Origin of the sequence: Fretibacterium fastidiosum (assembly GCF_964642095.1) — a bacterium.
Classification (GTDB): Bacteria; Synergistota; Synergistia; order Synergistales; family Aminobacteriaceae; genus Fretibacterium; species Fretibacterium fastidiosum.
In genome coordinates this window covers 2,416,833-2,438,584 of record NZ_OZ209244.1, presented here as the reverse complement: position 1 = coordinate 2,438,584, position 21,752 = coordinate 2,416,833, and the positions used below count along the sequence as shown (strand labels likewise).

Below are 21,752 nucleotides of genomic sequence, written 5' to 3'. Positions count from 1 at the left end.
ACCTCTCCTTCGGGGAGCCTTCCGACTGCCGTTCGCTACCGCTCACGGGCCGTCAGTCCCAGCCCCTTCGGGGCAGCCTCCCTTGCAGGGGGGCCAAAAACTACTCCTCTCTTGAATTGGTATCACATCCCATTACGCCGCTCGGCCATCCCGTTCTGCCCCGTCCTCCTCTGCGGGGCGCAGTGGTGCTGGGGCTGGCCGGTCCACTACGACCAGCCAGCCCGATTACCCCCGTTCTTTCAGAAGGAGAGAGTATATCTTCTCATGGGATCGCAGGAGCTCCCGGACGTCCCAGCGCGGGTCCGGGATGGGGCGCTCCGTTGGCGGATCGGTAGCCATCATCAGCATGTCCGCCGCCAGGGCCGCGGGCTTGCCGACGGGAAAGAGGGCGCCGCGCGAGGGAGCCGTGACGAGGTCCCGGATGCCCCTTGCGTCCGCACCCAGGACGGGGACGCCCAGAGCGAGGGACTCCATGACACTGCGGTTCAAGCCCTCGCGCTCGGAGGGCAGCACCGTCGCCAGGGAGGCCAGCATCAGGGCGGGGACGTCGTTTCGCTGCCCCAGGAAGTGGACCTGGGGCAGGAGCCCAAGCGTTGCTGCGCGCTCCCGCACCGCATCCTCCAGGGGGCCGCGGCCCGCAAACGCCAGGTGCAGGTCCTTTCGCCCCGCGATGGCGAGAGCCTCCAAGGCGTCCCGGTGGCGCTTGCCGGGGTTGAACTCCGCCACCATGAGGAAGATCTTGTCCGAGGGGGCGAGGCCCAATTCCTGCCGTACATCGCTTTCGCCGGCTGCATTGACGGACGTTCGATTCCAGAGCGCCAGGTCGAGGCCGATGCCGGGGAGGAGCGCCAGCCGGTTGGGTGGGACCAGGGCATGGGCGAAGGCGGCGTCGTAATCCTCCTGGTTGATGACGATCAGGTAATCCGTCCAATGGGCGGCCCTCTGTTCCAGCGCGAAGTAGAGCAGGTTCTTCAGTCGATGCCCTCCCCGGAAGAAGTGAAATCCGTGGGCGGTGTAGACGACCCTGGGGCGCTTTCGGCCCGTCAGCTTCCGGAGGGCCATGCGCGTGACGAAGGACGCCACCGGCGTGTGGACGTGTACGATGTCGTACCCCTCGCGCAACACGAGGTCGCGAAGGGCGCGGTTCATGGCCCTGAGGTTCTTCAGTTGCCACGGCCTTCGGGTGAAGGCGGCCTCGTGACAGGCGTCGAAGGTCTCGAGGCACTCCGGCTCAGAGGACGCTCCCCGCGCCAGGGCGTCCACCTGCCACCCCAGGGCGCGAAAGTGGCGCGCGTAGGGCAGGAGGAAGGCCTTGAGCGTTGAAGCCACCGTCGTGACGATCAGGAGTTTCGGCACAGGCAGGACCTCCTTTCCGGAAAGGGGGCGCTGAGCGTCCAGGCGTCCCCGTCCTGGGCGTACCCCATGTCCCGCCAGAAGTCCTTCACGGGGCCGTTTTTCGCCGTGGGGAGGTAGCGCCCCGTGAGGCGGGTGACCCCTTCGGCGGCCAGCAGCTCCTCCACCCAGGCAAGCAGAGCGGACTCGACCCCGCGCCCCATGGCGCGACAGCTCATCAGGAACGTGTCGAAGGAGGCGGAGGTCCCCCCCCGGTCCAACTCGACGATGACGAGGGCGATGCGCCCGTAGTCCCCGTAGCGGTCGCTGAGGCCCGCGATCCAGCCCCTGCGGCGTTCGTCCTGCGTCATGGCCCGAAGGTCCGCCTCGGAGTAGCGGCGCGTCGTCAGGTTGAACTGGTTGGTCTTGGCGCAGAGCTGCGCCGCCCGCGGGATTTCCTCCTCGCCCAGGGGGCGCAGGCTGAGCTGCATCTCCAGGGAGGCGAGGTAGTCCCCCAGCGAGGCGTGGGCGCGCGCCTCCGCTCTTCTGGCCTCCGCCCGGTACATCGCGGTCTTGCCGGCGTCCTCGGCGCTCAGGCACGGAGCGGTGAAAAACCGGTCTGCAACCTCGCGGATGAAGGCGGGCAGGGCGGAGGTGTCCGGCGGGAACTCCGGGACCTCCACCTCCGGGCAGGCCGCGCGCACGGCGGCCCGTTCCGCCGGGTTGTCGTCGATGAAGACCAGGGAGTCCATGCCGATGTTGAGCGCGCCGGCAATGTCCCGCACGTTTTCGGGCTTGGGCCGCCAGTTGGCGCGGACGACGGCGAAATCCTCCTCACGCAGGACGGCGTGCGGGTGTTTCCGAAAGGGCAGCAGCGCGTCCTCGACGTCGTTCTTGGAGTTGATGGCCAGGAGCACGCCCTGCGCCGACAGGGCCTTGACGAGGGCCTGAACGTCGCGGTAGGCCGCCCCGACGCCGTGGTCGGACAGCGCGATGCCCTCCAGCCCGTCCTCGCTGACGACGCCGCCCCACAGCGTGTCGTCCAGGTCCAGCACGAGGCACTTCCTGCGGCTGCAGGTCAGGACGCGGAGGACGCGGGACGCCTCCTGCGCCAGGCGCTTTTCGCCCTCCGCCGAGAAGGGGAGGGCCCCGAAATACCACGTCTTTGCGTTGTAGAAGCGCGCCCTGCCGACCTCCGCGGCGAGGGATTCCAGGTCCAGCACGGGAAGGTCCATGGCCGCCAGGCCGGAGCGCCAGCGATGGGACGCCTCCCGCGCCGGGTCCGCCGCTGCCAGGGGCAGCGCAGGCGGGGAGGGGAGGTCCAGGGTGGAGACGACCAGCGTGCGGTCCGGGTGTGCGTCGCGCGCCCTCCGGATGAGGGTCAGGGCGTCGTCGAGGACGCCCGCGAAGCCGGCATCGACCCCGTCGGGGAAGAGCGCCGGCCCGTGCAGGAGCAGCAGGAGCACGCCCCGCGGCTCCTGCCAGATGGAAGACGTCTCCGAAAGGAGCTCCATGCGCCACGTGTCGAAGCCCGGCGTGGTGCGGGCGTCAACGCCCTCGCCGCAGAGCCGCATGGCGAGGCTCTCGGCGGTGAAGTTCGCAAGGAGGATGAGCGGCCCGTTGTCGGTCTGCCTCATGGCCCGCCTCAGAACTTTCGTGCCGGGTTGCCCAGGACCGTGCAGCCCTCAGGCACCGGCGTCATGACGATGGCCCCCATGCCGACGGTCGCGCCCGAGCCGACGGCGACCCCCTGAAGGATGGCGGAGTTCACCCCAATCAGCGCGTCGCTCCCGACGGTCACGTTTCCTGAGATGTCCACGTTAGGCATGACGGAGCTGAAGTCCCCGATCGTGGTGTCGTGGCCGACGTGTGTGCCCGTGTTCAGAAAGACGCACCGCCCCAGCCGGACCTCCACGGAGACGGAGCAGAAGTGGGAGATGATGACGCCCTCATCGAGGCTCACGCGGGAGGACAGCCGGGCCTCCGTGTCGATCACGCTGGGGAATGTCACGTTGGGGCAGTCCCGCTTCAGCGTCTCGTAGAGCCGGCGCTTCGCTGCCGGGTTGGCGATGGCGATGGCGACGTCCAAAGGGCCGTTGAACCCCTTGATGAACTCCAGTCCGCCGAGGAATTCGGAGCCGCCCAGGTCGCCGGAGGCTCCGCCGTCGTCGACGAAGCCCAGGAGGCGCCAGAAGCGGTGACGTTCGTTGATGCGGCGCACCATCTCTCCCACCTCGCGCCCAAGGCCTCCGGCGCCGTAGACGACGAGGTCATGCATGGCACTGCTGCGCGAAGCGGATCAGGTCCGGGACGCCCCTGACCTCCGCGATCCTCTCCAGCGGGATGGAAAGGCCCGCCTCGTCCAGGGCCATGACGATCTGAAGCGTCTTCAGTGAGTCCCACTCCGGAACGTCCGTCATGACCGTTTCCTCCGCCAGGGGAGCGCCCAGGACGTCGGAGGCTATCTGTAAAATGGTCTGTGCAATGACCTGCATGTAAGATCACCCTTAAATTGATCGTTCAAAAGCACCGACACCATTTTACCCCCTTTTCCCCCTTCCGTGCAGGGCGTTGGGCGCGAGAGGAGGCGGTGAAGATGAAAAAAGCGCCGCTGGCGCGGCGCAGCGATGCAGCGGTCGGTAGGCGTCAGCCCAGCAGGTGGCGCAGGTCCGTCAGCGCCGCATCAAGGGCGGCGCGGCGTTCGTCCGCGGGACGGCGCTCGAGGGCGTTGATGCGGTCGAAGATCGGCAGGGCGGGCGCGAGGCGCTCCAGGGGAAGCCGGTCCTTGTCGTACTCCAGGAGCAGGCCTTGCGTGCGCCGGTTGACCTGAGCCCGGCGCACCCCCCCGATGGCGAGCAGCCCCTCGCTCAGGCGGCGGGCCAGCTCCTCGTCGTGCAGCAGGGGGGAGCGCAGGCGAACGCGCCCCTCGATGAAGCTCTCGATCATGCGTCTGCCTCCATGGAGGTCGAAGGGGAGGGCAGAAGCGGCGTCAGGCTGAAGGCGCCGGCTCCCAGCGTCACCAGGTTGTGCAGCAGCGCGGCCGTGCCGGGGGTGATGGTGCCGCCCGTCCCCAGCGCAAGGAGGAGCGTGTTGGCGCCGACGATGAAGGTGTAGTTGCGACGAATCTTCTGCATGACCTTTGCCCCCAGGAGCCGGGCGTCCGCGATGGCCGTCAGGCGGTTGTCCGTCAGGACGATGTCCGCGACCGCCTGGGTGATGTCCGCGCCGCTGCGCATGGCGATGCTGACGTCGGCGGCCGCCAGCGCGGGGGAGTCGTTGATGCCGTCGCCCACCATGACGACGCTGCCGCCCTCCTGCTTCCACTGCTGGACGAGCCTCGTCTTGTCCTCCGGCAGGAGCTGAGCCATCGTCTCGTCCACCCCCACCCTTCCGGCGACGGCCCGCGCGACGTGGGGGTTGTCCCCGGTGAGCATGACGACGCGTTTGACGCCCGTGTCGTGAAGGCGCCGGATCGTCTCGGCAGCGTCCTGCCTCAGCGGGTCCTCGATGCAGAGGAAGCCCGCCAGGCGGTCCCCGATCGCCAGGTAGAGCATGGAGCGCTCCCCCCGCTTTCGTTCGATGATCGCCTGCTGTTCGGGCGAGGGGACGATGCCCATGTCCTCGAACACGAAGTGCGCGCTCCCCAGCAGGACCCTGTCCGTGCCGATGTGGGACACGATGCCGTGGGCCGCGATGTACTCTATGGTGGAGTGCTTCTCCTTGTGCGACAGCGCCTCAAGTTCCGCCTGCCTCACGACGGCCCGCGCCAGGGAGTGGGGGAAATGTTCCTCCAGACAGGCCGCGGTCCGCAGGACCTCGTCGCGGTCGTATCCCTCGAAGGGGACCACCTCCGCCACGGAGGGGGTGGAGACCGTCAGGGTCCCCGTCTTGTCGAAGACGAACGTCTCGGCGGAGGCGATCGCCTCGAGGAATCGCCCGCCCTTGATCAAGACGCCGCGCTTCAGGCCCTCGCGCATGGCCGCCAGGATCGCGAGTGGCGTCGCGAGCTTGATGGCGCAGGAGTAGTCCACGAGCAGCGCCGAGACGGCCCGCACGGCGCTTCCCGTCAGGAAGTAGATGCCGCCCGCCAGGAGGAAGCTCCAGGGGACGATGGCGTCCGCCATCCTCTCCGCCCGGCTCTGGACCTCCGCCTTCAGGCCCTCCGACTCGTCGATCATCGCCGCGATCCTGTGGATGCGCGTATCGCTGTCAAAGGCCGTGACGCGAACGACGAGCTCCCCGTCCTCGACGAGCGTTCCGGCGTAGACCGAGAGGCCGGGCGTGCGCCGGATGGCGGTGGACTCGCCCGTCATCGCCGACTGATCGACCATGGCGTCCCCGTCCACGACGACGCCGTCCACCGGGATGACGCTGCCCGTTCGGACGACGACGCAGTCCCCGATGGCGAGCTCCTTCATGGGGATCTGGACCTCGCACCCGTCGCGCCTGATCCAGAGCTGATCGACCTTCAGCGTCAGGCTGTCGCCCAGGCTCTCCTGGGACCTCCTGTGCGTCCACTCCTCCAGCATGTCCCCCAGGGTCAGGAGCGTCGTGATGACGGTGGCGGTGCGAAAGTCGCGGCGCATCAGAGAGACGCCAACCGCCGAGGCGTCCAGCACGGAGACGTTGACCTGTCCGCGGGCGAGGAGGCTGTGGAGGCCCTTTCTCAAGAGGGGCATCGCGCGAAAGATCGTCAGCGCGGAACGAATGATCCGCGGCATGAGGGCCCGGACGGCAAGCCCGACGAACACGGAGGCCAGGCTTTCTCCGATGCTCCCGCCGGGGGAGGGGGCCAGCGCGGCGCCGTCGATTGGGCCGTAAAAGGAGCGGTCCAGGAGGTCCACGGCCTTGAGGACCTCGTCGCGGTGCCCCTCGCTGTAGCGGATCAAAAGGCTTCCCGTCCTGTGGGAGGCGCGGGCCTCGAGGACGCCGCTCTGCGTCTCGAGGATCGCCGCAATGGCGTAGGCCTCGGATTGTGAAAAGGACCCTGGGGGACATCGAAGCCGTATGCGCCCCGGAAGTTGGTGTTCGATGGTGTATTCCATTACGCTTCGTTCCTTTGGCTGGCTGACGGTCAAGCCGTCAGACTCGTTGTCGGTGCCGCCTCCTTTCGGAAGCGGCACCATGGATTTTGGACGGAGGTCAGAAAAAAAGGCCGCCGGACGTCCGGCGGCCCGGTTGCGCCGAGGCTTCCCTATTCGTCCGCCTTCTGGCGGGCCTCGGCGGCGATGTCCTCCAGGCTCTCCTTCGCGCGTTCGGCGAAGCCGGCCACCTGCTCCTTCAGCTTCATCCCCTTGACGGCCACGGCCACGGCCGCAGCGCGGCCGGCTTTGCTCTTGACAAAACAGGCGGCTCCGATGCCGGCAGCGAGCCCCGCCACAAACGCCCAGCTCTTTTCACTCAAGCTCATCCTGCGCTCACTCCTTTCACAAACATCAACGCTAAAGCGCGCCCCAAACGCGGCAAGGGCAGCGCACGGCCCTGTCGAGGCTGTCCTGCGGACCGCAGGAACGGCGTCGCGCCACGGGCCTCGACCCAGCTCTATTTTATCACGCGGCCCCCGATTTGAAGGGCCGGTCCGTTCGGGACGCGAGGCCCGCGGCGTCAGGCGAAGGACCAGCCGCCGTCTATCGTCAGGTTGACGCCCGTGATGCGGCGGCTGGCGTCGGACAGGAGGAAGAGGATGGGGTCCGCCACGTCTTCGGGGGCCAGCGTGCCGAGCTTCGCCCTGTCCAGCACCTCCTTTTGATACCACCCGTCGCCCAGCCGTTCGCGGGTGGCGTGCTGCATGGGGGTGTCTACGGGGGCGGGGGACACGCAGTTGAAGCGGATCCCCCGCGGGGCGTACTCCGCGGCCAGCGATCGGACGGCGGCGATGAGGGCGCCCTTCGTGGCGCAGTAGGCGCTGAGCCCCGTCTGTCCTGCCGTCGCGGAGATGGAGGCCACGGCGACGACGCTCATTTCGGGAGCGTAGCGCCCGCGCCGGCAGATCGCCCTGGCCAGTGCCATGAAGGACAGCCAGTTGACGCGCATCAGCTCCTCCGCGGCTTCGGCGCTCAGGTCGCGGAGCAGGACCGTCGGCGCAACGCCTGCGCTGTGCACAAAGCCCGACAGAGGGGGCGTGCCACCGAGGGCCTCGGCGATGGCCGGCTCAAGGCCCTCCCTCCGGCTCAGGTCGAGCGGGACCCACCGGTGCCCCGTGCCGTCGAGCTGGCTGGCGGTTTCAGCGAGCCGCGCCTCGTCGCGGCCGGTCAGGATGAGCTTTGCCCCCCGTTGGGCGGCCCGTATCGCGACGCAGCGCCCGATGCCGGAGGACGCGCCGGTCACGAGGATGAGATGCCCCTCCAGAGCGAAGGGATCAGTCATGAGAACGCCTCCATTTCAATACGGTGCTCCCCCAGGAGTATCCGATGCCGAAGCCGCACAGCAGGACGTTGTCTCCGGGCCTCAGCGCGTCCATGCGGTCCCGCAGGGCGATGGGGATGGAGCTGGACGAGGTGTTGCCCACGCGCTCGAGGTCGATGCAGAAGCGACTTGGGTCGATGTCCAGTTTGGCCCGCAGCGTCTCCAGGATCATTCGGTTCGCCTGATGAAAGACGAACAGGGCGACGTCCTCCTTGCTCATTCCGTTCTTCTCCAGGGCGGCCCTGAAGGTCTTCGGCGCTTCCCGCACGGAGAAGCTGAAGATCTCCATGCCGTCCATAAAGAGCGTGTCCTGGCTGCGGACGTTTCCCGCCGGGTCCGCAATGGAGCGTGCCGTCTCCGGGGAGTGGGGAAGGGCGGTGCCTCCGGCGGGGACGAAGAGGTTGGCGTACCCACGGCCATCCGTCCCGAGGTCGAAGTTTCCGATGGAGGCGATGGGGTCCGACGCGGAGAGCAGCGTCGCGGAGGCCCCCTCGCCGAGGAGGACGCGCGTGCTCCTGTCGGCGGGGTGCAGGTGCGATATCTTTTCCACCGTGAGCAGGAGGACGCGGCGGCAGCTGCCCGAGGCCAACAGCGCCTTGGCCATGAAAAGGCCGTAGACGTAGCCCGAACAGCCCAGCGTGAGGTCCAAGGCCCCGCAGGACGTCGGGAGGCCCAGCTTGTCCTGCACGATGCAGGCGGTGGCCGGCATGGGATAGTCCCGGCTTTGCGTAACCAGCAGGAGGAAGTCGATGGAGCTGCGGTCCACGGAGTGAAGCGAGAAGAGCTTTTCTGCGGCCTGTACGGCCATGTCCGAAGCGGGTTCCGGCCCAACGCGCCTCTCGCGAATGCCGGTCGCCCGCCAGGCCTTTTGCGGGTCCCAGTCGTAAAATTCCCGCGCCAAGTCCTCGTTGGTGACGACCTGGTCCGGAAGCCAGTACTCAATGGCCTCGATTCCGGGCTGGGTGTCCTGAAGGGCGCTCATCTACTCGTGCATTTCCTTCAGGATATCGTCCACCGTCTTGAAGCCCCGGACGGCGTCAACGCCAACGTCGCGATTGAAGCGCGCGGTGAACATCGCCAGCACGGAGAGCTTGCTGAGGGAGTCCCAGCAGTCCAGCGTCTCCAGCAGGGTGTCGGGCTTCACGTCCTTTGGGTCGGCCTCGATGGTCTCGATCAGGAGTGCCAGCTTTTCCTCGTTCGTCATTCTTAAAAGAACCTCCATTAAAAAATAATATAAGGGGTTATGCCATCGAGCCCTCGTCGTATTCGATGAGGGGCGGGCAGACGCAGGGCCCCAGGTCGATCAGGGCCGCTGCGATGGAGAGCCCGGCCCCGAAGCCGGCCAACAGGGCGCGGTTCGCCCGGCCCGCCACCTGCTGCGCCGCCTCGGAGCATACCGTCACGGGGATGGTGGCGGAGCTTGAGTTGCCGTAACGGTCGAGGCTCACAGGCATCCTCTCCAGCGGGACGTTGAGCAGCTTTGCCGTCTGCTGAATCATGAATAGGTTGGCCTGGTGCAGGAGCAGAAGGTCCACCTCCGAGGCGGAGCAGCCCGCGCCGGACAACAGGGCCTTGAGGCATCCTGGGACGTTCCGCACCACGAAGTCGAACACGGCCATGCCGTCCATGCGGATGTCGATGGGGCGCCGGACGCTGCCGTCCGGCCATTCCCGGTATTCCAGGGACCGTTCGTTGAAGGGCTGTCGGGAACGACCCTCCGGGATGATGAGGACCTCGTGTTTCGAGCCGTCCGTCAGGAAGCCGAAGTGCCAGGGCGCGGCCCCTTCGTCCGGCAGGACGAGCGTCGCGGAGCCTGCGTCTCCGAAGATCAGGGCCGTCGAGCGGTCCCTGGGCGAGGTGCAGCGCGACTGCGTCTCCCCGTCCAGCAGGAGAACCGGGGCGGCGAGGGAGCGCGCCATGAGCCCCGCCAGCCACAGCCCGTAGACGTACCCCGAACAGCCGAAGTTTGTGTCCACCGCGGAGCAGTCCTTCGGCAGGCCCAAGAGGTGCGCCGCGCGCGACGAGTTGTTGGGCATGTCGTGGTCCGGCGTCTGCGTGACGAAGATCACGCCGCCCACCGTAGCAGGGTCCAGGGCCGCAGCGTCGAGGAGCCGCTTCCCCGCCGCGACGGAGAGGTCCAGGGACGTAACGCCCGGAGGCGCGACGCGGCGCTCCCGGATGCCGGTCACCCTGATGGTGTCGGCGAGGCGGGAGCCAAAGAGTTCCGCGCCCGCAGTCCCGTTGTCCACCCTGTCCCTGGGCACGCAGGCGGCGACGCCGCCGATTTTAACGCCTGAGAGAGTACAGAATTTCATAAGAGAGAACCGTTCCTTTCAGGGCCGCTGTCGAGGGGCCCATGAACATTTTCGACAAACTCCAGGAGCCCTGTCGGCCGACTGTAAAGAAATGCCACGCGCCTTTGCCCCATCGCTGGCGCAGGGGCAGGACGCTCCAGCAGCATGAAACCCTGTTCCTGCATGGCGGCGATGTCCCGCTCGATGTCCAGGCTCTCGTAGCAGATGTGGTATGGGGAGTTTCCATTCTTCTTCAGCCAGCCACTGACCGGGGAGGATTCTTTGAGCGGTGCCACCAATTCTACCTTTACTCCGCACCTGTCCTCAAAAAATTGAATTCGCACCCCTCGTATGGCGTCATCGACGGGCGTGCCGGAGGGGGAATACCCCAAACGGTGAAATTTCTCCGCCGCGCTTTCCAGTTCGTTGACGGCATAGCCAATGTGGTGTACTTTCATGATCTATTTCCCTCGAACGGCGGCATGGTGGCCTCGCCCGACGCGGCGATGCCCTCGCGTGCCAGCACCTTTTTTATGGTGAGCAGGATGATCTTCAGGTCCAGCCCCGTCGAGCGGTGCTCCACGTACCAGACGTCCAACTCGAACTTCGCGGGCCACGAGAGCGCGTTGCGCCCGTTGACCTGCGCCCAGCCCGTGATGCCCGGCCTGACGTCGAGGCGCTTTCGTTGCCGGGCGTCGTAGAGCGGCACGTACTGCGTCAGGAGCGGGCGGGGCCCGACGAGGCTCATGTCGCCCCGCAGGACGTTCCAGAGCTGAGGCAGCTCGTCCAGGCTCGTGCGGCGCAGAAACCGCCCAAAGGGTGTCAGGCGCTCCGCGTCCGGCAGGAGGTTCCCGTCGGGGCCGCGCTCGTCCGTCATGGAGCGGAACTTGTAGAGGGCGAAGGGCCTGCCTCCGCGCCCGGCTCGCGTCTGCACGAAGACGGCGGGGGACCCCATGCGCCGCCGCACGCAGACCGCGACGGCCAGCATGACGGGGGAGAGGAGGACGAGCCCCAGTGCGGCCCCGGCGACGTCCAGAAGGCGTTTGAGCATCGGGCTAGACGGCGACGACCTTCGGCGCGCCGACGGCCTCCCGGACGGCGGCGATGACGCGGTCCTGCTGCTCCTCCGTCATGGCCGTGCCGGAGGGCAGGCACAGGCCGCGCTCGAACAGGTCCTTCGACACGTCCCGTCTCGTCTCGCAGGGCCAGTAGTCCGCCCCCTTGAAGACGGGCTGAAGGTGCATGGGCTTCCAGAGGGGCCGCCCCTCAATGTTTAGAGACTCGAGGTGCTCCAGCACGGAGAGCGGGGAGGCCTTGACGCGGTCCGTCAGGACGACGGTGGAGAGCCAGCGGTTGCTGCGGCTCCAGGACGGCTCCGACATGAAGGAGAGGCCCGGAACGTCGCCCAGCGCCTCGACGTAGCGATCGAATATCCGGCGCCTGGCCGCGATCCGTTCGTCCAGGTGCGCCAGCTGCCCGCGGCCGATGCCGGCCAGCACGTTGCTGAGACGGTAGTTCCAGCCCAGCGTGGAGTGCTGGTACCAGGGCGCGGGGTCGCGCGCCTGCGTCGCCAGAAAGCGCGCGCGGGCGATGGCCTCCTCGTCGTCGGAGAGCAGCATTCCACCCCCGGACGTCGTGATGATCTTGTTCCCGTTGAAGGAGAGCGCCGCGAAGGCCCCGAAGGAGCCGTTGGGCCGTCCCTTGTACGCCGACCCCAGCGCCTCGGCGGCGTCCTCGATCACGGGAACGCCGTAGCGCGCGGAGAGCGCCAGCAGCGGGTCCATGTCGCAGCTCTGGCCGTAGAGGTCCACCAGGATGACGGCCTTCGGCAGTTTTCCCCTTTGGGCGCAGTCGGCCAGGGCCCGCTCCAGCGCGTTGGGGCTCATGTTCCACGATCCGGGCTCCGAGTCGACGAAGGCGAGCTCCGCGCCGGCGTGAAAGGCCGGGGCGACGGAGGCCGCGAAGGTGAAGGAGGCGCACAGCACGAGGTCCCCACGGCCGATGCCCAGGAGCGCGCCGGCCAGGTGCAGGGCGGCCGTCCCCGACGAGGTGGCCAGGGCGGCGCGCACCCCGACGCGCTCCGCGACCTCCCTCTCGAAGGCCTTGACGTGAGGGCCCAGCGGGGCGATCCAGTTGGAGGCGAAGGCCTCGCTCACCCTGACGGCCTCGTCCCCGCTCATGTGGGGCGGGGAGAGGTAAATGCGATCCTGCTTTGTCATTGCAGAAGGCCTCCCGTTCGTCAAAAATTCCGCGACGGAACCCACGACTTCCTCATGCCGCAGGGCAGTCGTATTCATGCAGGAAGTTTAACGCACCCCGCGAAAAAAGGAAAGCCCCGGCGGAGGCAGCGCGGGGCGCTCACTGCGGGAGCGGCTTTTTGGAAAATATATTTTTTACCGGGAAGCCGTTTTTACCCGATGAATCCCTTATAATAACTACGATAAGATCAGCCATAAAAAGGTGTCCTTTTGATTTCGTTTTTTGTTCGTTTTTCGCTTTTTCGCGTTGAATTCCGGAAATGGACCTGACGGTCGGTGCAGGGTATCCGGATGAAGCGTCCTCCCCAGGGCGGCGCCTCGCCGCAGCGATGGGGGGAATTTCAAAATATCTTTAATTTTTTAAGGAGGTTTTCTTTGGAAATGAAGAAAATCGGTCTGCTTGCGATTCTTTTGTTGTTGGTCACGGCTGGATTGGCGTATGCCGAGCTCGAGGGGGCGGAGCCTCCGCAGGGGCAGGAGCCCCTCCTGATCACCAACGCGGGGCAGGGACCCGGCGGCAAGATGGGACGGCTTCTCGTGACCCGTGCGGGCGTCGTGAACGACCTGACCTACAACGCGGAGCCCAAGCCTGAGGACCTCGAAAGCGGCGGCTACAAGACCGTCCTCGTGGTGATCGGCTCATCGGCCAAGGGCCTTGGCGCTTCGGGCATCACGATCGATCAGGAGATCGAGCGTCTGAACGCGCTGATGGCCAAGGCGAAGGAGCTGAACCTTCAGGTCATCGCGGCCCACATCGAGGGCAAGGCGCGCCGCGGGAAGCCGGGCAGCGCGGACGAGCGCTCCATTGACGCGATCCTTCCCTTTGCGAGCCACATCGTCGTCAACCGGGAGGGGGACGAGGACGGCAAGTTCACGAAGTTCGCCGAGGAGCACAACGTTCCGATCACCTACCTGAAGAGCGCCATGGAGCTCAACGCCTTCGCGAAGGCGATGTACGGCAAATAGCCTGAGGGGGTCGACATGTACGCGGAAACGTCACAAGTCCTTGCCGCAATGGTCGTGACCTTCGCCCTGGCGAGCTGGAAGCTCAAGTCCCCCGAGCTCTCCATGGTGGTCACGGCCGTTGTGGGGGCTCTCGTCGGCAAGCTGGGGTTCCCGGTGCGCCTCTTCGTGGAGGGGACGTTCACGTATTTCGACGTGGCCTTTACCTTCCTCACAGCCTCGATCTTCATCAACTTCTACTCCGCCACGGGCGCTATGGATGCGCTGGTCCGCCGGATGGTGGGCCGCTTCTACGAGCACAAGTGGGTGCTTTTCTTCCTCCTGGCCGTCATCATGCTGATCCCCGGCGCCCTCACGGGGGCGGGCAGCGTTTCGATGTTCGTGGTCGGCGGCATGGTGGCCACGGTGCTGCGCTTTATGGGGATTCGCGAGACGAGGATCGTGGCCTTCATCTACGTCACCTCGATGCTGGCGGCCGTGGCGCCGCCCATCAACCTGTGGGTTATGTTGATGTGCGCACAGGCCAACATGCCCTACGTGGGGTTTGACGTGCCCCTTCTGGCTCCGATCGCCGTCATCACGGTCTTCACGGTGTTCTACCTGCTGCGGGGCGGCGAGCCGAAGCCCAAGGACGAGGTCCTGGCCTCCCTGCCGGTGCCTCCCGACGGGATGACGGCCTTCCGCATCGCGACGCCCCTTATCGTGCTGATCCTGCTCCTGGTCCTCTCGAAGTACGCGGCGTTCTACATTCCGATCCTTGGAATCCCGTTGATTTTCATCATCAGCACGGCCGTTGCGATGCTCCTCTCCCCCAGGAAGCTGGGCCTTTCGGGATGGTGCGGAGTCCTCTCCGAGACGTCGGAGCAGGTGTTCCCCCTGTTGGCCACGGTCATCAGCGTTGGGGTCCTCGTCAACATCATGGCGGCAACGGGGGTGCGCGGCCTGATCGCGATCACGTTCGTCACGCTTCCCGTGAGGCTGATTTACACCTTCGCCCCGTTCGTCCTGCCCTTTGCCCAGGGCGCCCTGAGCTACAGCAGCGGCATCATCCTGGGGACGCCCCTCATCTTCCTCTTCAACTCCATCGGAGTCAACGTCACGATCGTCGCGACGGCTCTGAGCCTCATCTTCCCGCTGGGGGACTGTCTGCCTCCCTCCAGGATATCGGGGCGCGTGGCCATCGAGGTTTCGGGGTACAAGGGCTCTTACCTGTCCTTCCTGCGCTCGATCCTGGTTCCGGCCATCTTCATGGGGCTCGTTGCGGTGGGGATGCTGATCTACGCAAACGACTTCAAGTGGCTGATCTTCAACTAGACCAAGGAGGTTTTTTGATGGAAGATTTTCTGCGCCTCGCCAACGAGGTGATCCACCAGTTCTACTTCATCATGGCGGGGGGCGTCGCCCTCCTGCTGCTTCGCGGCCTATTCGCTCGCAAGACGCGCAGGAGCATCGTGTACGACATCGTCTACGCTTACACGCTCATCCCCTTCCTGCTGCGCGCGCTGCACATCAAGTAGCGGGGGTGCGGACATGATGAGCTACGAGAGCGGCGCAAAGCTGCGCCAGCTGATCCTGCTCTGCTGCGCGCTGGGGCTGGCCTGGCTGGGTGGGCGGGAGTTCGTCGAGCTCCGCGAGATGAAGGAGTCCGTCGTGGTCTCCGACGCCTTTACGCGGACCTTCATGTTGAGCGATTACTTCCCCCCCATCAAGGGGACGGAGATGGACACGCCCGTCTACCTCTTCGACTCCGGCGTCCCTGGCGGATCGATGCTCTACCTGGGGGGAACCCATCCCTATGAGCCGGCCACGTCCCTCTCCGCCTACCTGATCATGGAGAACCTCAGCGTGGAGAAGGGGAGGGTCTTCGTCTGCCCCCACGCGAACCGCAGCGCGTCCACGGTGGGGATGCTGGGCAACGCTTACCCGAAGTTTCTCCACGTGGAGACGCCCTTCGGCCCCAAGGCCTACCGCATCGGGGACCGCAACAGCTCCCCGCTGGACCAGTGGCCGGACCCGTTCACCTACGTACACTACCCGTCGGGTCAGAACCTGGACTACACGGACTCCCGCAACCTGAACCGGACCTTTCCGGGCCGCCCGGACGGGAACCTCACGGAACAGCTTGCCTTCGCCTTCATGGAGTTGACGCGCAAGGAGAACATCACGCTTTTTGTGGACTCCCACGAGGCGTCCCTGATGTACCCCGTCGTGGCGACCTACGTGGCCCACGACAGGGCGCAGGACATGGCGATGATGGCGGCGATGGAGTTGACCGACTCCGAGTTCCCCATGAAGTGCGAGGCGTCGCCCAAGAGCCTTCGCGGCCTGACCCATCGCGAGGTGGGGGACTTCAGTGATGCGCTGGTCATCCTGATGGAGACCCCAGAACCCTTTATCGACCGCGTGGCCGGAAAGATCACGGAGGACCTCATGATGACGGGTAAGGACGAGTTCCTGCAGACCGCGGCGGAGCACGAGCTCCTGTTCTGCGCCTACGACATCTCCGTGGGCTGCCCCATGTGGGACCGCGTCGGCCGCCACCTCTCCGGAACGCTCGCCATGATCCGCCAGATGAACGACTTTGCGGCGGACCCGGAGAAGGAGCTTCGCCTCTCCTTCCCGACCTATACGGACGTCAAGGAGAAGGGGCTGGGGGCCTTTTATCACGATCCGTCCAGGGCGGACCCCTCGAAGGTCTTCTGGAATTAGGGACGAACCGGCCGATCTTGGCCGTGCAGTGCGCGTTGAGGGATGATCTTTTGTTGGATTCGTTTCATTTTTAGGAGGAGGAGAACCATGTACCGAAGAAATTTCAGGGCACTGAAGGTCTTTTTTTCCGCTCTTTTGCTCCTGGGCCTGTTGTCGGGCGCAGCGTTTGCCTGCACGGTGATCGCGGCGGGCAAGAACGCGACGGCGGACGGCAGCGCCATGATCACGCACAACGACGACTCGCGCACCGCGAACTCCCGTCTCTTCATCGTGCCCGAAGCCGACTGGCCGGAGGGCTCCATGCGCCCGTTGATCAAGGACGCGCATGGCTATGAGGGGGACGCGCAGCAGCTGGACGAGATCCCTCAGGTCCCGCACACGTACCGCTACTTCTTCTCCCGCTATTCCTTCATGAACGAGAAGGGGGTGGCCATCGCCGAGGCCACCAACGGCGTGCAGGTGACCGATGCGCGCAGCGAAAAGATCCAGCAGATCATGGAGAAGGACGCTGCCGGCTCCCTCGACGCCTGGCTCATTCAGGACGTCATGCTGGAGCGGGCCGCCTCCGCCCGCGAGGCCGTCAAGATCATGGGCGACCTGGTGGAGAAGTACGGCTGGTACGACGCCGGCGAGACCATGCCCCTGACGGACGGGAACGAGACGTGGGTCATCGAGTTCTACGGCAACAAGATCTGGGCCGCGTGGCGCGTGCCGGACGACGAGGTGTTCGTGGCGGCCAACCGTGCCCGCCTGCGCCACCTTGACTTGACGGACAAGGAAAACGTGATGTACTGCCCGGACCTGGTGGACTTCGCCGTGAAGAACGGCTTCATCGAGGCCAAGGACGTGAACGAGAAGGACTTCAGCCCGGCCGACGTCTACTCGCCCTCGACGGAGCTCTACTCGACGCGCCGCGAGTGGCGCGCGCTGTCCCTCTTGGCGCCGGAGAGCTTCAAGATGGGCCCGGACGAGTACGATTACCCGATGTCCGTCAAGCCGGACCGCAAGCTCACCGTTCAGGACCTCTTCATGATCAAGGGCGACTGGTACGCGGGGACGTCCTTCGACCTGAGCCAGGGCATCCAGGCGGGCCCGTGGGGGAACCCCATCCGCTTCGCCAACTCCAGCAAGGAGAACCCCGACGCCTCCTGGGAGCGCTCCATCAACATGATGCGCACCTGCTACGTGCACATCGCGCAGGTTCGCGGGGACCTTCCCGAGGAGGTCCGCGGCATCAGCTGGTACGGCTATGGCGCGCCGGATACCACCTACATCACGCCGCTGTGGCCGATCATGAGGGCACTGCCCCCGCTCTACTCCATCGGCGACCGCTTCCATCCCTACGACCCCAAGTCCGGCTGGTGGACCTGCACCCGCGTGCAGGAGATCGCGGGCCTGCGCTACCAGGACGCCCGCGAGGAAATCCACAAGGCCCGCGACGCCAAGCTGAAGCCCCTCTACCTCCAGGCCCCGCTGATCCAGAACGCCGCAGCGCAGTTGATCAAGGACGGCAAGCGGGACGACGCCATCGACCTGGTCACGGACTTCGCCTACAGCCACGCCACGGATTGGCACGACCGCTGGCAGTCCTTGGGAGATCGCCTGCTCTCCAAGTACGCCCTGGGCTACACGGACGTCAAGGCGACGCCGTATCCCGAGTGGTGGAACAAGACGGTGGGCTTCGACACCCTGCGTCGCTCCTCCAAGGAGGCCCCCAAGAAGTAGACGGGGGCGTCATGAACGTCGTTCAACGTGTCGCGGGGCGGCCTTCGGGCCGCTCCGCCTCTTTTTGGCGAAGCGGGGGCGGGCTCACGAGGAAGGCCTGGGCAGCGTTGTTCTGCGCGATGCTCCTGGCGCCGTTCCCCTCGCCGGCCGCCGCGCGGCAGGCCGCGGAGCTCATGCGGTGGTGCGAGGACGTCCTTCGAGTGGAGAGGACTCGGCTGGGGCTGTTCGACCCGGAGACGGACCCCGACGGAAGCGGCCTGATCGGCGTGGAGTTCTCCCCGCTGACGACCACCCTCGGAGACCTGGCGGACAAGCGCGCCTCCGCGCGGCCCGAGATGGCGGACGCGGTGGAGGCGTACCTGCGGCGAGCCGGAACGGTATCGGGGGACTGGATCGCCGTCAACGCCAGCGGCTCCTTCCCCGGCTATTCCCTTGCCGTTCTCTGCGCCGCGGAGGTCATGGGGCTCAAGGTGCGGATGGTTCTGTCCTATGGGTCCTCCATGTACGGCGGGACGACCCCGGGGTTTACGTTCCCCGTCATGTTGGACCTCTTGAACCGACGGGGGCTTCTGCGGACGCGCCTTGCGGCGGTCTCACCGGGTGGGGCAGGGGATCGGCTGGCGGAAACGCTCCTGGAGGACCCCTGGCCGACGGTGCGGTCCTTGCTGGATTCGCGGAGCGAACCCAGCATCGAGGAACCCTCCCTGTCGGGCGCCATTCGGCGGCGACTCGACATCTTCGACGCGCCCCCCGGCGTCCGGTGTTTTGTCAGTTGCGGCGGCCCCGCCACGAGCCTTGGGGCGGAGGGAGCGGAGGGGATGGAGGTCCTGACCCTGGGACACGGGCTCCTGAGGAAGCCGGCCTCCATCCCCAAAAATGAGGAGCGGGGGCTGATCTATGAATACCTCGCGCGCGGCGTTCCGGTCGTCCACCTGCTCTTTACGCGGGGAATCTGCGCGGACTTTGGCATCCCCTACGAGGCTCCGCGCGGTCGCTTCAGCGCGCCGTCCGTTCAGAGAAACACTGATTAATACCAATTCGCGTTTAATATAGATTGCCTCCCCTGAAAGGGGAGGTGGTTCGCGTCAGCGAACCGGAGGGGTTCAGCCAGACGACACGACTTACGGACGCCGACAGGCGGTCGGCGTCGTGTCGGTCGGCTGTGCCGAAGCAAGGCAATTGATTGCCTTGTGGAGGCGTTGACGGGGAATGTCAGACAGGCGCGTCTTATGAAAAACACCCCTCAGCCCCTTCGGGGCAGCCCCCCTTGCAGGGGGGCCTTCCTTTCCCTTTAGACGCAGATTGGTATAATCAGCGCTTCCTCAGGTCCTGCGACGTCTTTCCGGACAGGCGCATCAGCATCTGCGCCGCGCTGGAGGACAGGCGGAGTCTTTTCAAGGACGACTCCGCGCGCTCGATCTTCTTCGTCCCCTGCCCTCCGGCCAGCTCACGGGCGCGGTGGAGGGCCCGTTCTGCCGCGGCAAGGTGGTCCTCGTCGTCCTCCGGCCCGAACAGCTTATCCATGGCCCCCGCAGCGGCGTGGGCCTCCACCAGGACCAGGTAGGCGTTGAACAGGTCCGTGGCGCACTTCCGCGCGAGGGTCGGGTTGGTGCGGTCGTAGTAGGCGATCTGCTCCAGGGTCTGAATGGCCTTGCGCAGGGCCTCGCGGTTGACGGCCTGGTCCATCAGGATGCGCGCCCTACGGGCGTCGCGCGCGGCGTTCCGGATCATGTCGCCTGCCTCGGAGCCCATCTCGCTTCCCGCCCTCTCCAGCCTGTCGAAGTCCTCGTGCTTTTTGGGCAGGAAGGTCATCCCCGTCAGGATCGCGGCCTTGGTACAGGCCGCCTGGATGTGGTTCGACGTGTAGGGGGTGAACGTCCAGACGTCGAGGACCCGGTTCACGCTCGAAAGTGCCTGCTCGAGGTCCTCCCCGTTCTGCGCCGCCAGCCCCGCGGCGAGGGAGGCCCGCGCCAGCGCGAAGTGCAGGAAGGCGTCCGAGGTCAGATGAGCGTAGCGGTTCATGACGCCGAAGGCCGCCGACAGCGCCATTTCGGCATCCCTGCGCGAGGCGGGGTCTTTCGTGCCGAGGCAGAGCACTGCGTTGGCATCCGCCAGAGCCGCGGAGAGCGCGACGTACAGGTTGGGCTGGAGCTGCATGTCCGTGTGCCGGAGGCCGTCCGTGAAGGCTTGAATGGCCTTTCTGGCGTTCTCCTGGGCCGACAGGGCAAGCCCCAGTGCCAAGGCGAGTTCAGGGTACAGGAAGCCCTCGTTCCGCGCAGAGAGGGCAAGGCCCTCCCGCGCGGCCTCCTCGGCCTGACGAAGGTCCGCCGAGTTCGGGTCGATGGACTGTCCTCCGCGGAAGTAGAAAAGGTGGGAACGGGCCTCCTGAGCCGCAATCGCCTCCTGTGGCTCTCGGTCCCGCAGGAGCGACGACGCCATGTCGGCTGCGCGGATGGCCTCGTCCGCGCGCTCGCCCCACAGGCCGCGCTCCATGCCGGCGTAGAGGACCTCGGACAGTGCGAGGGCGGTCCTTCCCTGAAGGACGTCGTGTCCTCGTCCGGCCAGCGTCAGTTCCTCCCTGGTCTGGAGCAGAAGCTGTTCCGCCGCCTGGAGCTTGGTGAGGCCCGACCGGTAATCGTCGAAGGCCCAGTGGAGGTAGATTCGGGCCTCGTTGACGCGCAGCTCGGAGCGGAGAGGCCGGAGGGATTCCGGGGTCTCCCGCGCCTCGGTCTTGTGCAGCATCTGCTGGTACTCCGCCTCCGACACGGGCGTGTCGGTCCTGCGCCGTTCCCGCAGGAAGGCGTGGGTGACCTGCAGCGCCTCCTCCAACATCGCCTGAGTTTCGGCGGTCCGCCTCGCCTCGATGCCCTCCAGACGGGCGATGCCCTGCTGAAGGTCCTTCATCAGAGGGATGCGCATCAGGGGGCTGGGATTCTCCGCGGAGAAGCCGCGCCCCACGAAGCAGAGGACCCACAGACCCAGGAACAGGATCGCGGTGGACCCCGCGGCGCCCCAGAAGGGCCGCGGCGGAACCCTGTACCGAAGGCACAGGAAGCATGCCGTGAGGACCAGAAGAGCGATCAGGGGGAACCAGGCGTAGAGGCTGCTCAAGATGTAGGACAGCTCCGAGTAGATCGTCAGGAGGGCGGCGGCGCTCAGGTTCCCCTTCCAGTGCGACATGCTGCGCCAAAGCTCCGTGAAGGCGTCCTTGAACCCTCCAAGTGCCGCCCCCCTCGGCTCTCCCTCGTCCGGAACGTCCCCGCGATGAGACGGCCTGTCCCACGGGAACCGAACCGACCACACCGACCGATCCTCGTCCGAAAGGTCCATGACGAAGCGCAGCAGCTCTTCCTCTTGCTCCGGGCTCACCTCAGGCTCCCCGGCCTTCCTGTCGTCGTACTCTCTCCTGGCCTCGTCCATCGTCTCCTGCCAGAAGCTGCGGATACGATGTTCGTCCTCCGGGGAGATTTTCTCCCCCTTGTAGTGGTGCGGACCGAGGATCGTACTCTTCAGATAGTACTCGGCCTTCCAATCCATCAAGACGTCGAAGATGCCGTCGCTGTATACGGGAGGTCTCTCCGTCTTGTGCGTGCAGGCCTTCAGTCGCCCCCGCCAGTCCGCCGAGGGGGCCTTCCCGATCGCCTTCAGGCGGCGCGTTATCGTCGTGACGTGCAGGTTCATCACCGCGGCGATGTCTTTCGGCGCCCAATATCGAGCCTTGTCCGGGCCATCTGCGATGAGGGCGCAGCTGTTATCGAGTTGGAATTCACCGTTGAGCTCATCGCGTATCTTTTCGAACCACGTCCTCCCGGCCGGGTCGTCGTCGAGGAGGGTGGGGTTCCCCTTCTCCGCCTTTTCCTTCTCGAAAGCGGCGTAGTCCTCCTCGTAGGCGTCCATGCGGCGCCGAACGACCGTTCGAGCCTCCACCCATTTGCTGCAGTATTCTCTTATCCTGTCGACCTGTTCAGAGCTCAGACAGAGCGGAACCTCCGGCATCTCAAGGACCTCCTCGAAATTTTACCCCGTTTCGCCATAGGGGATAAACGATGATGGAACGTTTTGAAAA

21 protein-coding genes are annotated in these 21,752 nt (G+C 66.0%); 6 read left to right on the top strand and 15 right to left on the bottom strand.

All coding sequences use genetic code 11. From position 1 onward, the window contains the following. Positions 1-225: 225 nt before the first annotated feature. The 14 genes from ACK28C_RS11000 to ACK28C_RS10935 form a co-directional block, all read right to left on the bottom strand. A complete protein-coding gene (locus ACK28C_RS11000) occupies positions 226-1,356 on the bottom strand; it encodes a glycosyltransferase (RefSeq protein WP_208873194.1) in 1,131 nt (376 codons plus the stop codon). Continuing rightward, positions 1,341-2,969, bottom strand: a complete 1,629-nt coding sequence (locus ACK28C_RS10995; RefSeq protein ID WP_015556589.1) for an HAD family hydrolase — start codon at positions 2,967-2,969, stop codon at positions 1,341-1,343. Before ACK28C_RS10995 ends, ACK28C_RS11000 begins: the two co-directional genes overlap by 16 nt. A gap of 8 nt (positions 2,970-2,977) precedes the next feature. Further along, positions 2,978-3,610, bottom strand: coding sequence for an acetyltransferase (locus tag ACK28C_RS10990; protein ID WP_015556590.1), 633 nt, complete (start codon positions 3,608-3,610; stop codon positions 2,978-2,980). Continuing rightward, entirely contained in the window at positions 3,603-3,827 is a 225-nt protein-coding gene (locus ACK28C_RS10985; RefSeq protein ID WP_015556591.1) for an acyl carrier protein, read from the bottom strand. The genes ACK28C_RS10990 and ACK28C_RS10985 overlap by 8 nt, the downstream gene beginning before the upstream one ends. 151 nt (positions 3,828-3,978) lie before the next feature. After that, the gene (locus ACK28C_RS10980) at positions 3,979-4,278 is read right to left on the bottom strand and encodes an HMA2 domain-containing protein (RefSeq protein ID WP_015556592.1); all 300 of its coding nucleotides are present in this window, start codon (positions 4,276-4,278) and stop codon (positions 3,979-3,981) included. After that, positions 4,275-6,377, bottom strand: coding sequence for a heavy metal translocating P-type ATPase (locus tag ACK28C_RS10975; protein WP_409152177.1), 2,103 nt, complete (start codon positions 6,375-6,377; stop codon positions 4,275-4,277). The genes ACK28C_RS10980 and ACK28C_RS10975 overlap by 4 nt, the downstream gene beginning before the upstream one ends. A gap of 149 nt (positions 6,378-6,526) precedes the next feature. Next, positions 6,527-6,742: a hypothetical protein gene (locus ACK28C_RS10970; protein ID WP_015556593.1), complete on the bottom strand. Its 216-nt coding sequence runs from the start codon at positions 6,740-6,742 to the stop codon at positions 6,527-6,529. A 194-nt stretch (positions 6,743-6,936) separates the two neighbouring features. After that, the gene (locus ACK28C_RS10965) at positions 6,937-7,698 is read right to left on the bottom strand and encodes an SDR family NAD(P)-dependent oxidoreductase (protein ID WP_409152176.1); all 762 of its coding nucleotides are present in this window, start codon (positions 7,696-7,698) and stop codon (positions 6,937-6,939) included. Then, on the bottom strand, positions 7,691-8,719 hold the full coding sequence (locus tag ACK28C_RS10960) for a 3-oxoacyl-ACP synthase III family protein (RefSeq protein ID WP_015556595.1): 1,029 nt from the start codon (positions 8,717-8,719) through the stop codon (positions 7,691-7,693). The genes ACK28C_RS10965 and ACK28C_RS10960 overlap by 8 nt, the downstream gene beginning before the upstream one ends. Then, entirely contained in the window at positions 8,720-8,941 is a 222-nt protein-coding gene (locus ACK28C_RS10955) for a hypothetical protein (RefSeq protein ID WP_015556596.1), read from the bottom strand. A gap of 37 nt (positions 8,942-8,978) precedes the next feature. After that, positions 8,979-10,052, bottom strand: a complete 1,074-nt coding sequence (locus tag ACK28C_RS10950; RefSeq protein WP_015556597.1) for a 3-oxoacyl-ACP synthase III family protein — start codon at positions 10,050-10,052, stop codon at positions 8,979-8,981. Continuing rightward, positions 10,049-10,489 carry a VOC family protein gene (locus ACK28C_RS10945; protein ID WP_015556598.1) on the bottom strand — a complete coding sequence of 147 codons (441 nt, stop codon included), beginning with the start codon at positions 10,487-10,489 and terminating at the stop codon, positions 10,049-10,051. The genes ACK28C_RS10950 and ACK28C_RS10945 overlap by 4 nt, the downstream gene beginning before the upstream one ends. Next, complete coding sequence (locus tag ACK28C_RS10940; RefSeq protein ID WP_015556599.1) at positions 10,486-11,082, bottom strand: sugar transferase; 597 nt, start codon at positions 11,080-11,082, stop codon at positions 10,486-10,488. Before ACK28C_RS10940 ends, ACK28C_RS10945 begins: the two co-directional genes overlap by 4 nt. A gap of 4 nt (positions 11,083-11,086) precedes the next feature. After that, positions 11,087-12,250 carry a DegT/DnrJ/EryC1/StrS family aminotransferase gene (locus ACK28C_RS10935; RefSeq protein ID WP_409152174.1) on the bottom strand — a complete coding sequence of 388 codons (1,164 nt, stop codon included), beginning with the start codon at positions 12,248-12,250 and terminating at the stop codon, positions 11,087-11,089. A gap of 420 nt (positions 12,251-12,670) precedes the next feature. Here ACK28C_RS10935 and ACK28C_RS10930 point away from each other — a divergent pair, with 420 nt between their 5' ends. From ACK28C_RS10930 to pgsW, 6 genes are all read left to right on the top strand, one after another. After that, positions 12,671-13,255, top strand: a complete 585-nt coding sequence (locus ACK28C_RS10930) for a DUF6305 family protein (protein ID WP_015556600.1) — start codon at positions 12,671-12,673, stop codon at positions 13,253-13,255. Positions 13,256-13,270: 15 nt separating this feature from the next. Continuing rightward, positions 13,271-14,566, top strand: a complete 1,296-nt coding sequence (locus ACK28C_RS10925) for a citrate transporter (protein ID WP_208873202.1) — start codon at positions 13,271-13,273, stop codon at positions 14,564-14,566. Positions 14,567-14,583: 17 nt separating this feature from the next. After that, positions 14,584-14,769, top strand: coding sequence for a hypothetical protein (locus ACK28C_RS10920; RefSeq protein WP_015556602.1), 186 nt, complete (start codon positions 14,584-14,586; stop codon positions 14,767-14,769). Positions 14,770-14,782: 13 nt separating this feature from the next. Then, positions 14,783-15,961 (top strand): deacylase, encoded by a 1,179-nt coding sequence (locus ACK28C_RS10915; RefSeq protein ID WP_409152173.1) that lies wholly within the window; start codon positions 14,783-14,785, stop codon positions 15,959-15,961. 87 nt (positions 15,962-16,048) lie between these two features. Beyond that, positions 16,049-17,686 (top strand): dipeptidase, encoded by a 1,638-nt coding sequence (locus tag ACK28C_RS10910; RefSeq protein ID WP_015556604.1) that lies wholly within the window; start codon positions 16,049-16,051, stop codon positions 17,684-17,686. Positions 17,687-17,793: 107 nt separating this feature from the next. Next, the gene (pgsW, locus tag ACK28C_RS10905) at positions 17,794-18,717 is read left to right on the top strand and encodes a poly-gamma-glutamate system protein (protein WP_409152172.1); all 924 of its coding nucleotides are present in this window, start codon (positions 17,794-17,796) and stop codon (positions 18,715-18,717) included. Between the two features lie 280 nt (positions 18,718-18,997). Here pgsW and ACK28C_RS10900 read toward each other — a convergent pair whose 3' ends face one another. After that, positions 18,998-21,682, bottom strand: a complete 2,685-nt coding sequence (locus ACK28C_RS10900) for a hypothetical protein (RefSeq protein ID WP_015556605.1) — start codon at positions 21,680-21,682, stop codon at positions 18,998-19,000. Between the last annotated feature and the right edge of the window lie 70 nt (positions 21,683-21,752).

Coding starts and splice junctions, on each gene's coding strand:
- ACK28C_RS10995 (WP_015556589.1), bottom strand. CDS start 2,969: ATGAGGCAGACCGACAACGGGCCGCTCATCCTCCTTGCGAACTTCACC.
- ACK28C_RS10990 (WP_015556590.1), bottom strand. CDS start 3,610: ATGCATGACCTCGTCGTCTACGGCGCCGGAGGCCTTGGGCGCGAGGTG.
- ACK28C_RS10985 (WP_015556591.1), bottom strand. CDS start 3,827: ATGCAGGTCATTGCACAGACCATTTTACAGATAGCCTCCGACGTCCTG.
- ACK28C_RS10980 (WP_015556592.1), bottom strand. CDS start 4,278: ATGATCGAGAGCTTCATCGAGGGGCGCGTTCGCCTGCGCTCCCCCCTG.
- ACK28C_RS10975 (WP_409152177.1), bottom strand. CDS start 6,377: ATGGAATACACCATCGAACACCAACTTCCGGGGCGCATACGGCTTCGA.
- ACK28C_RS10970 (WP_015556593.1), bottom strand. CDS start 6,742: ATGAGCTTGAGTGAAAAGAGCTGGGCGTTTGTGGCGGGGCTCGCTGCC.
- ACK28C_RS10965 (WP_409152176.1), bottom strand. CDS start 7,698: ATGACTGATCCCTTCGCTCTGGAGGGGCATCTCATCCTCGTGACCGGC.
- ACK28C_RS10960 (WP_015556595.1), bottom strand. CDS start 8,719: ATGAGCGCCCTTCAGGACACCCAGCCCGGAATCGAGGCCATTGAGTAC.
- ACK28C_RS10955 (WP_015556596.1), bottom strand. CDS start 8,941: ATGACGAACGAGGAAAAGCTGGCACTCCTGATCGAGACCATCGAGGCC.
- ACK28C_RS10950 (WP_015556597.1), bottom strand. CDS start 10,052: ATGAAATTCTGTACTCTCTCAGGCGTTAAAATCGGCGGCGTCGCCGCC.
- ACK28C_RS10945 (WP_015556598.1), bottom strand. CDS start 10,489: ATGAAAGTACACCACATTGGCTATGCCGTCAACGAACTGGAAAGCGCG.
- ACK28C_RS10940 (WP_015556599.1), bottom strand. CDS start 11,082: ATGCTCAAACGCCTTCTGGACGTCGCCGGGGCCGCACTGGGGCTCGTC.
- ACK28C_RS10935 (WP_409152174.1), bottom strand. CDS start 12,250: ATGACAAAGCAGGATCGCATTTACCTCTCCCCGCCCCACATGAGCGGG.
- ACK28C_RS10930 (WP_015556600.1), top strand. CDS start 12,671: ATGAAGAAAATCGGTCTGCTTGCGATTCTTTTGTTGTTGGTCACGGCT.
- ACK28C_RS10925 (WP_208873202.1), top strand. CDS start 13,271: ATGTACGCGGAAACGTCACAAGTCCTTGCCGCAATGGTCGTGACCTTC.
- ACK28C_RS10920 (WP_015556602.1), top strand. CDS start 14,584: ATGGAAGATTTTCTGCGCCTCGCCAACGAGGTGATCCACCAGTTCTAC.
- ACK28C_RS10915 (WP_409152173.1), top strand. CDS start 14,783: ATGATGAGCTACGAGAGCGGCGCAAAGCTGCGCCAGCTGATCCTGCTC.
- ACK28C_RS10910 (WP_015556604.1), top strand. CDS start 16,049: ATGTACCGAAGAAATTTCAGGGCACTGAAGGTCTTTTTTTCCGCTCTT.
- ACK28C_RS10900 (WP_015556605.1), bottom strand. CDS start 21,682: ATGCCGGAGGTTCCGCTCTGTCTGAGCTCTGAACAGGTCGACAGGATA.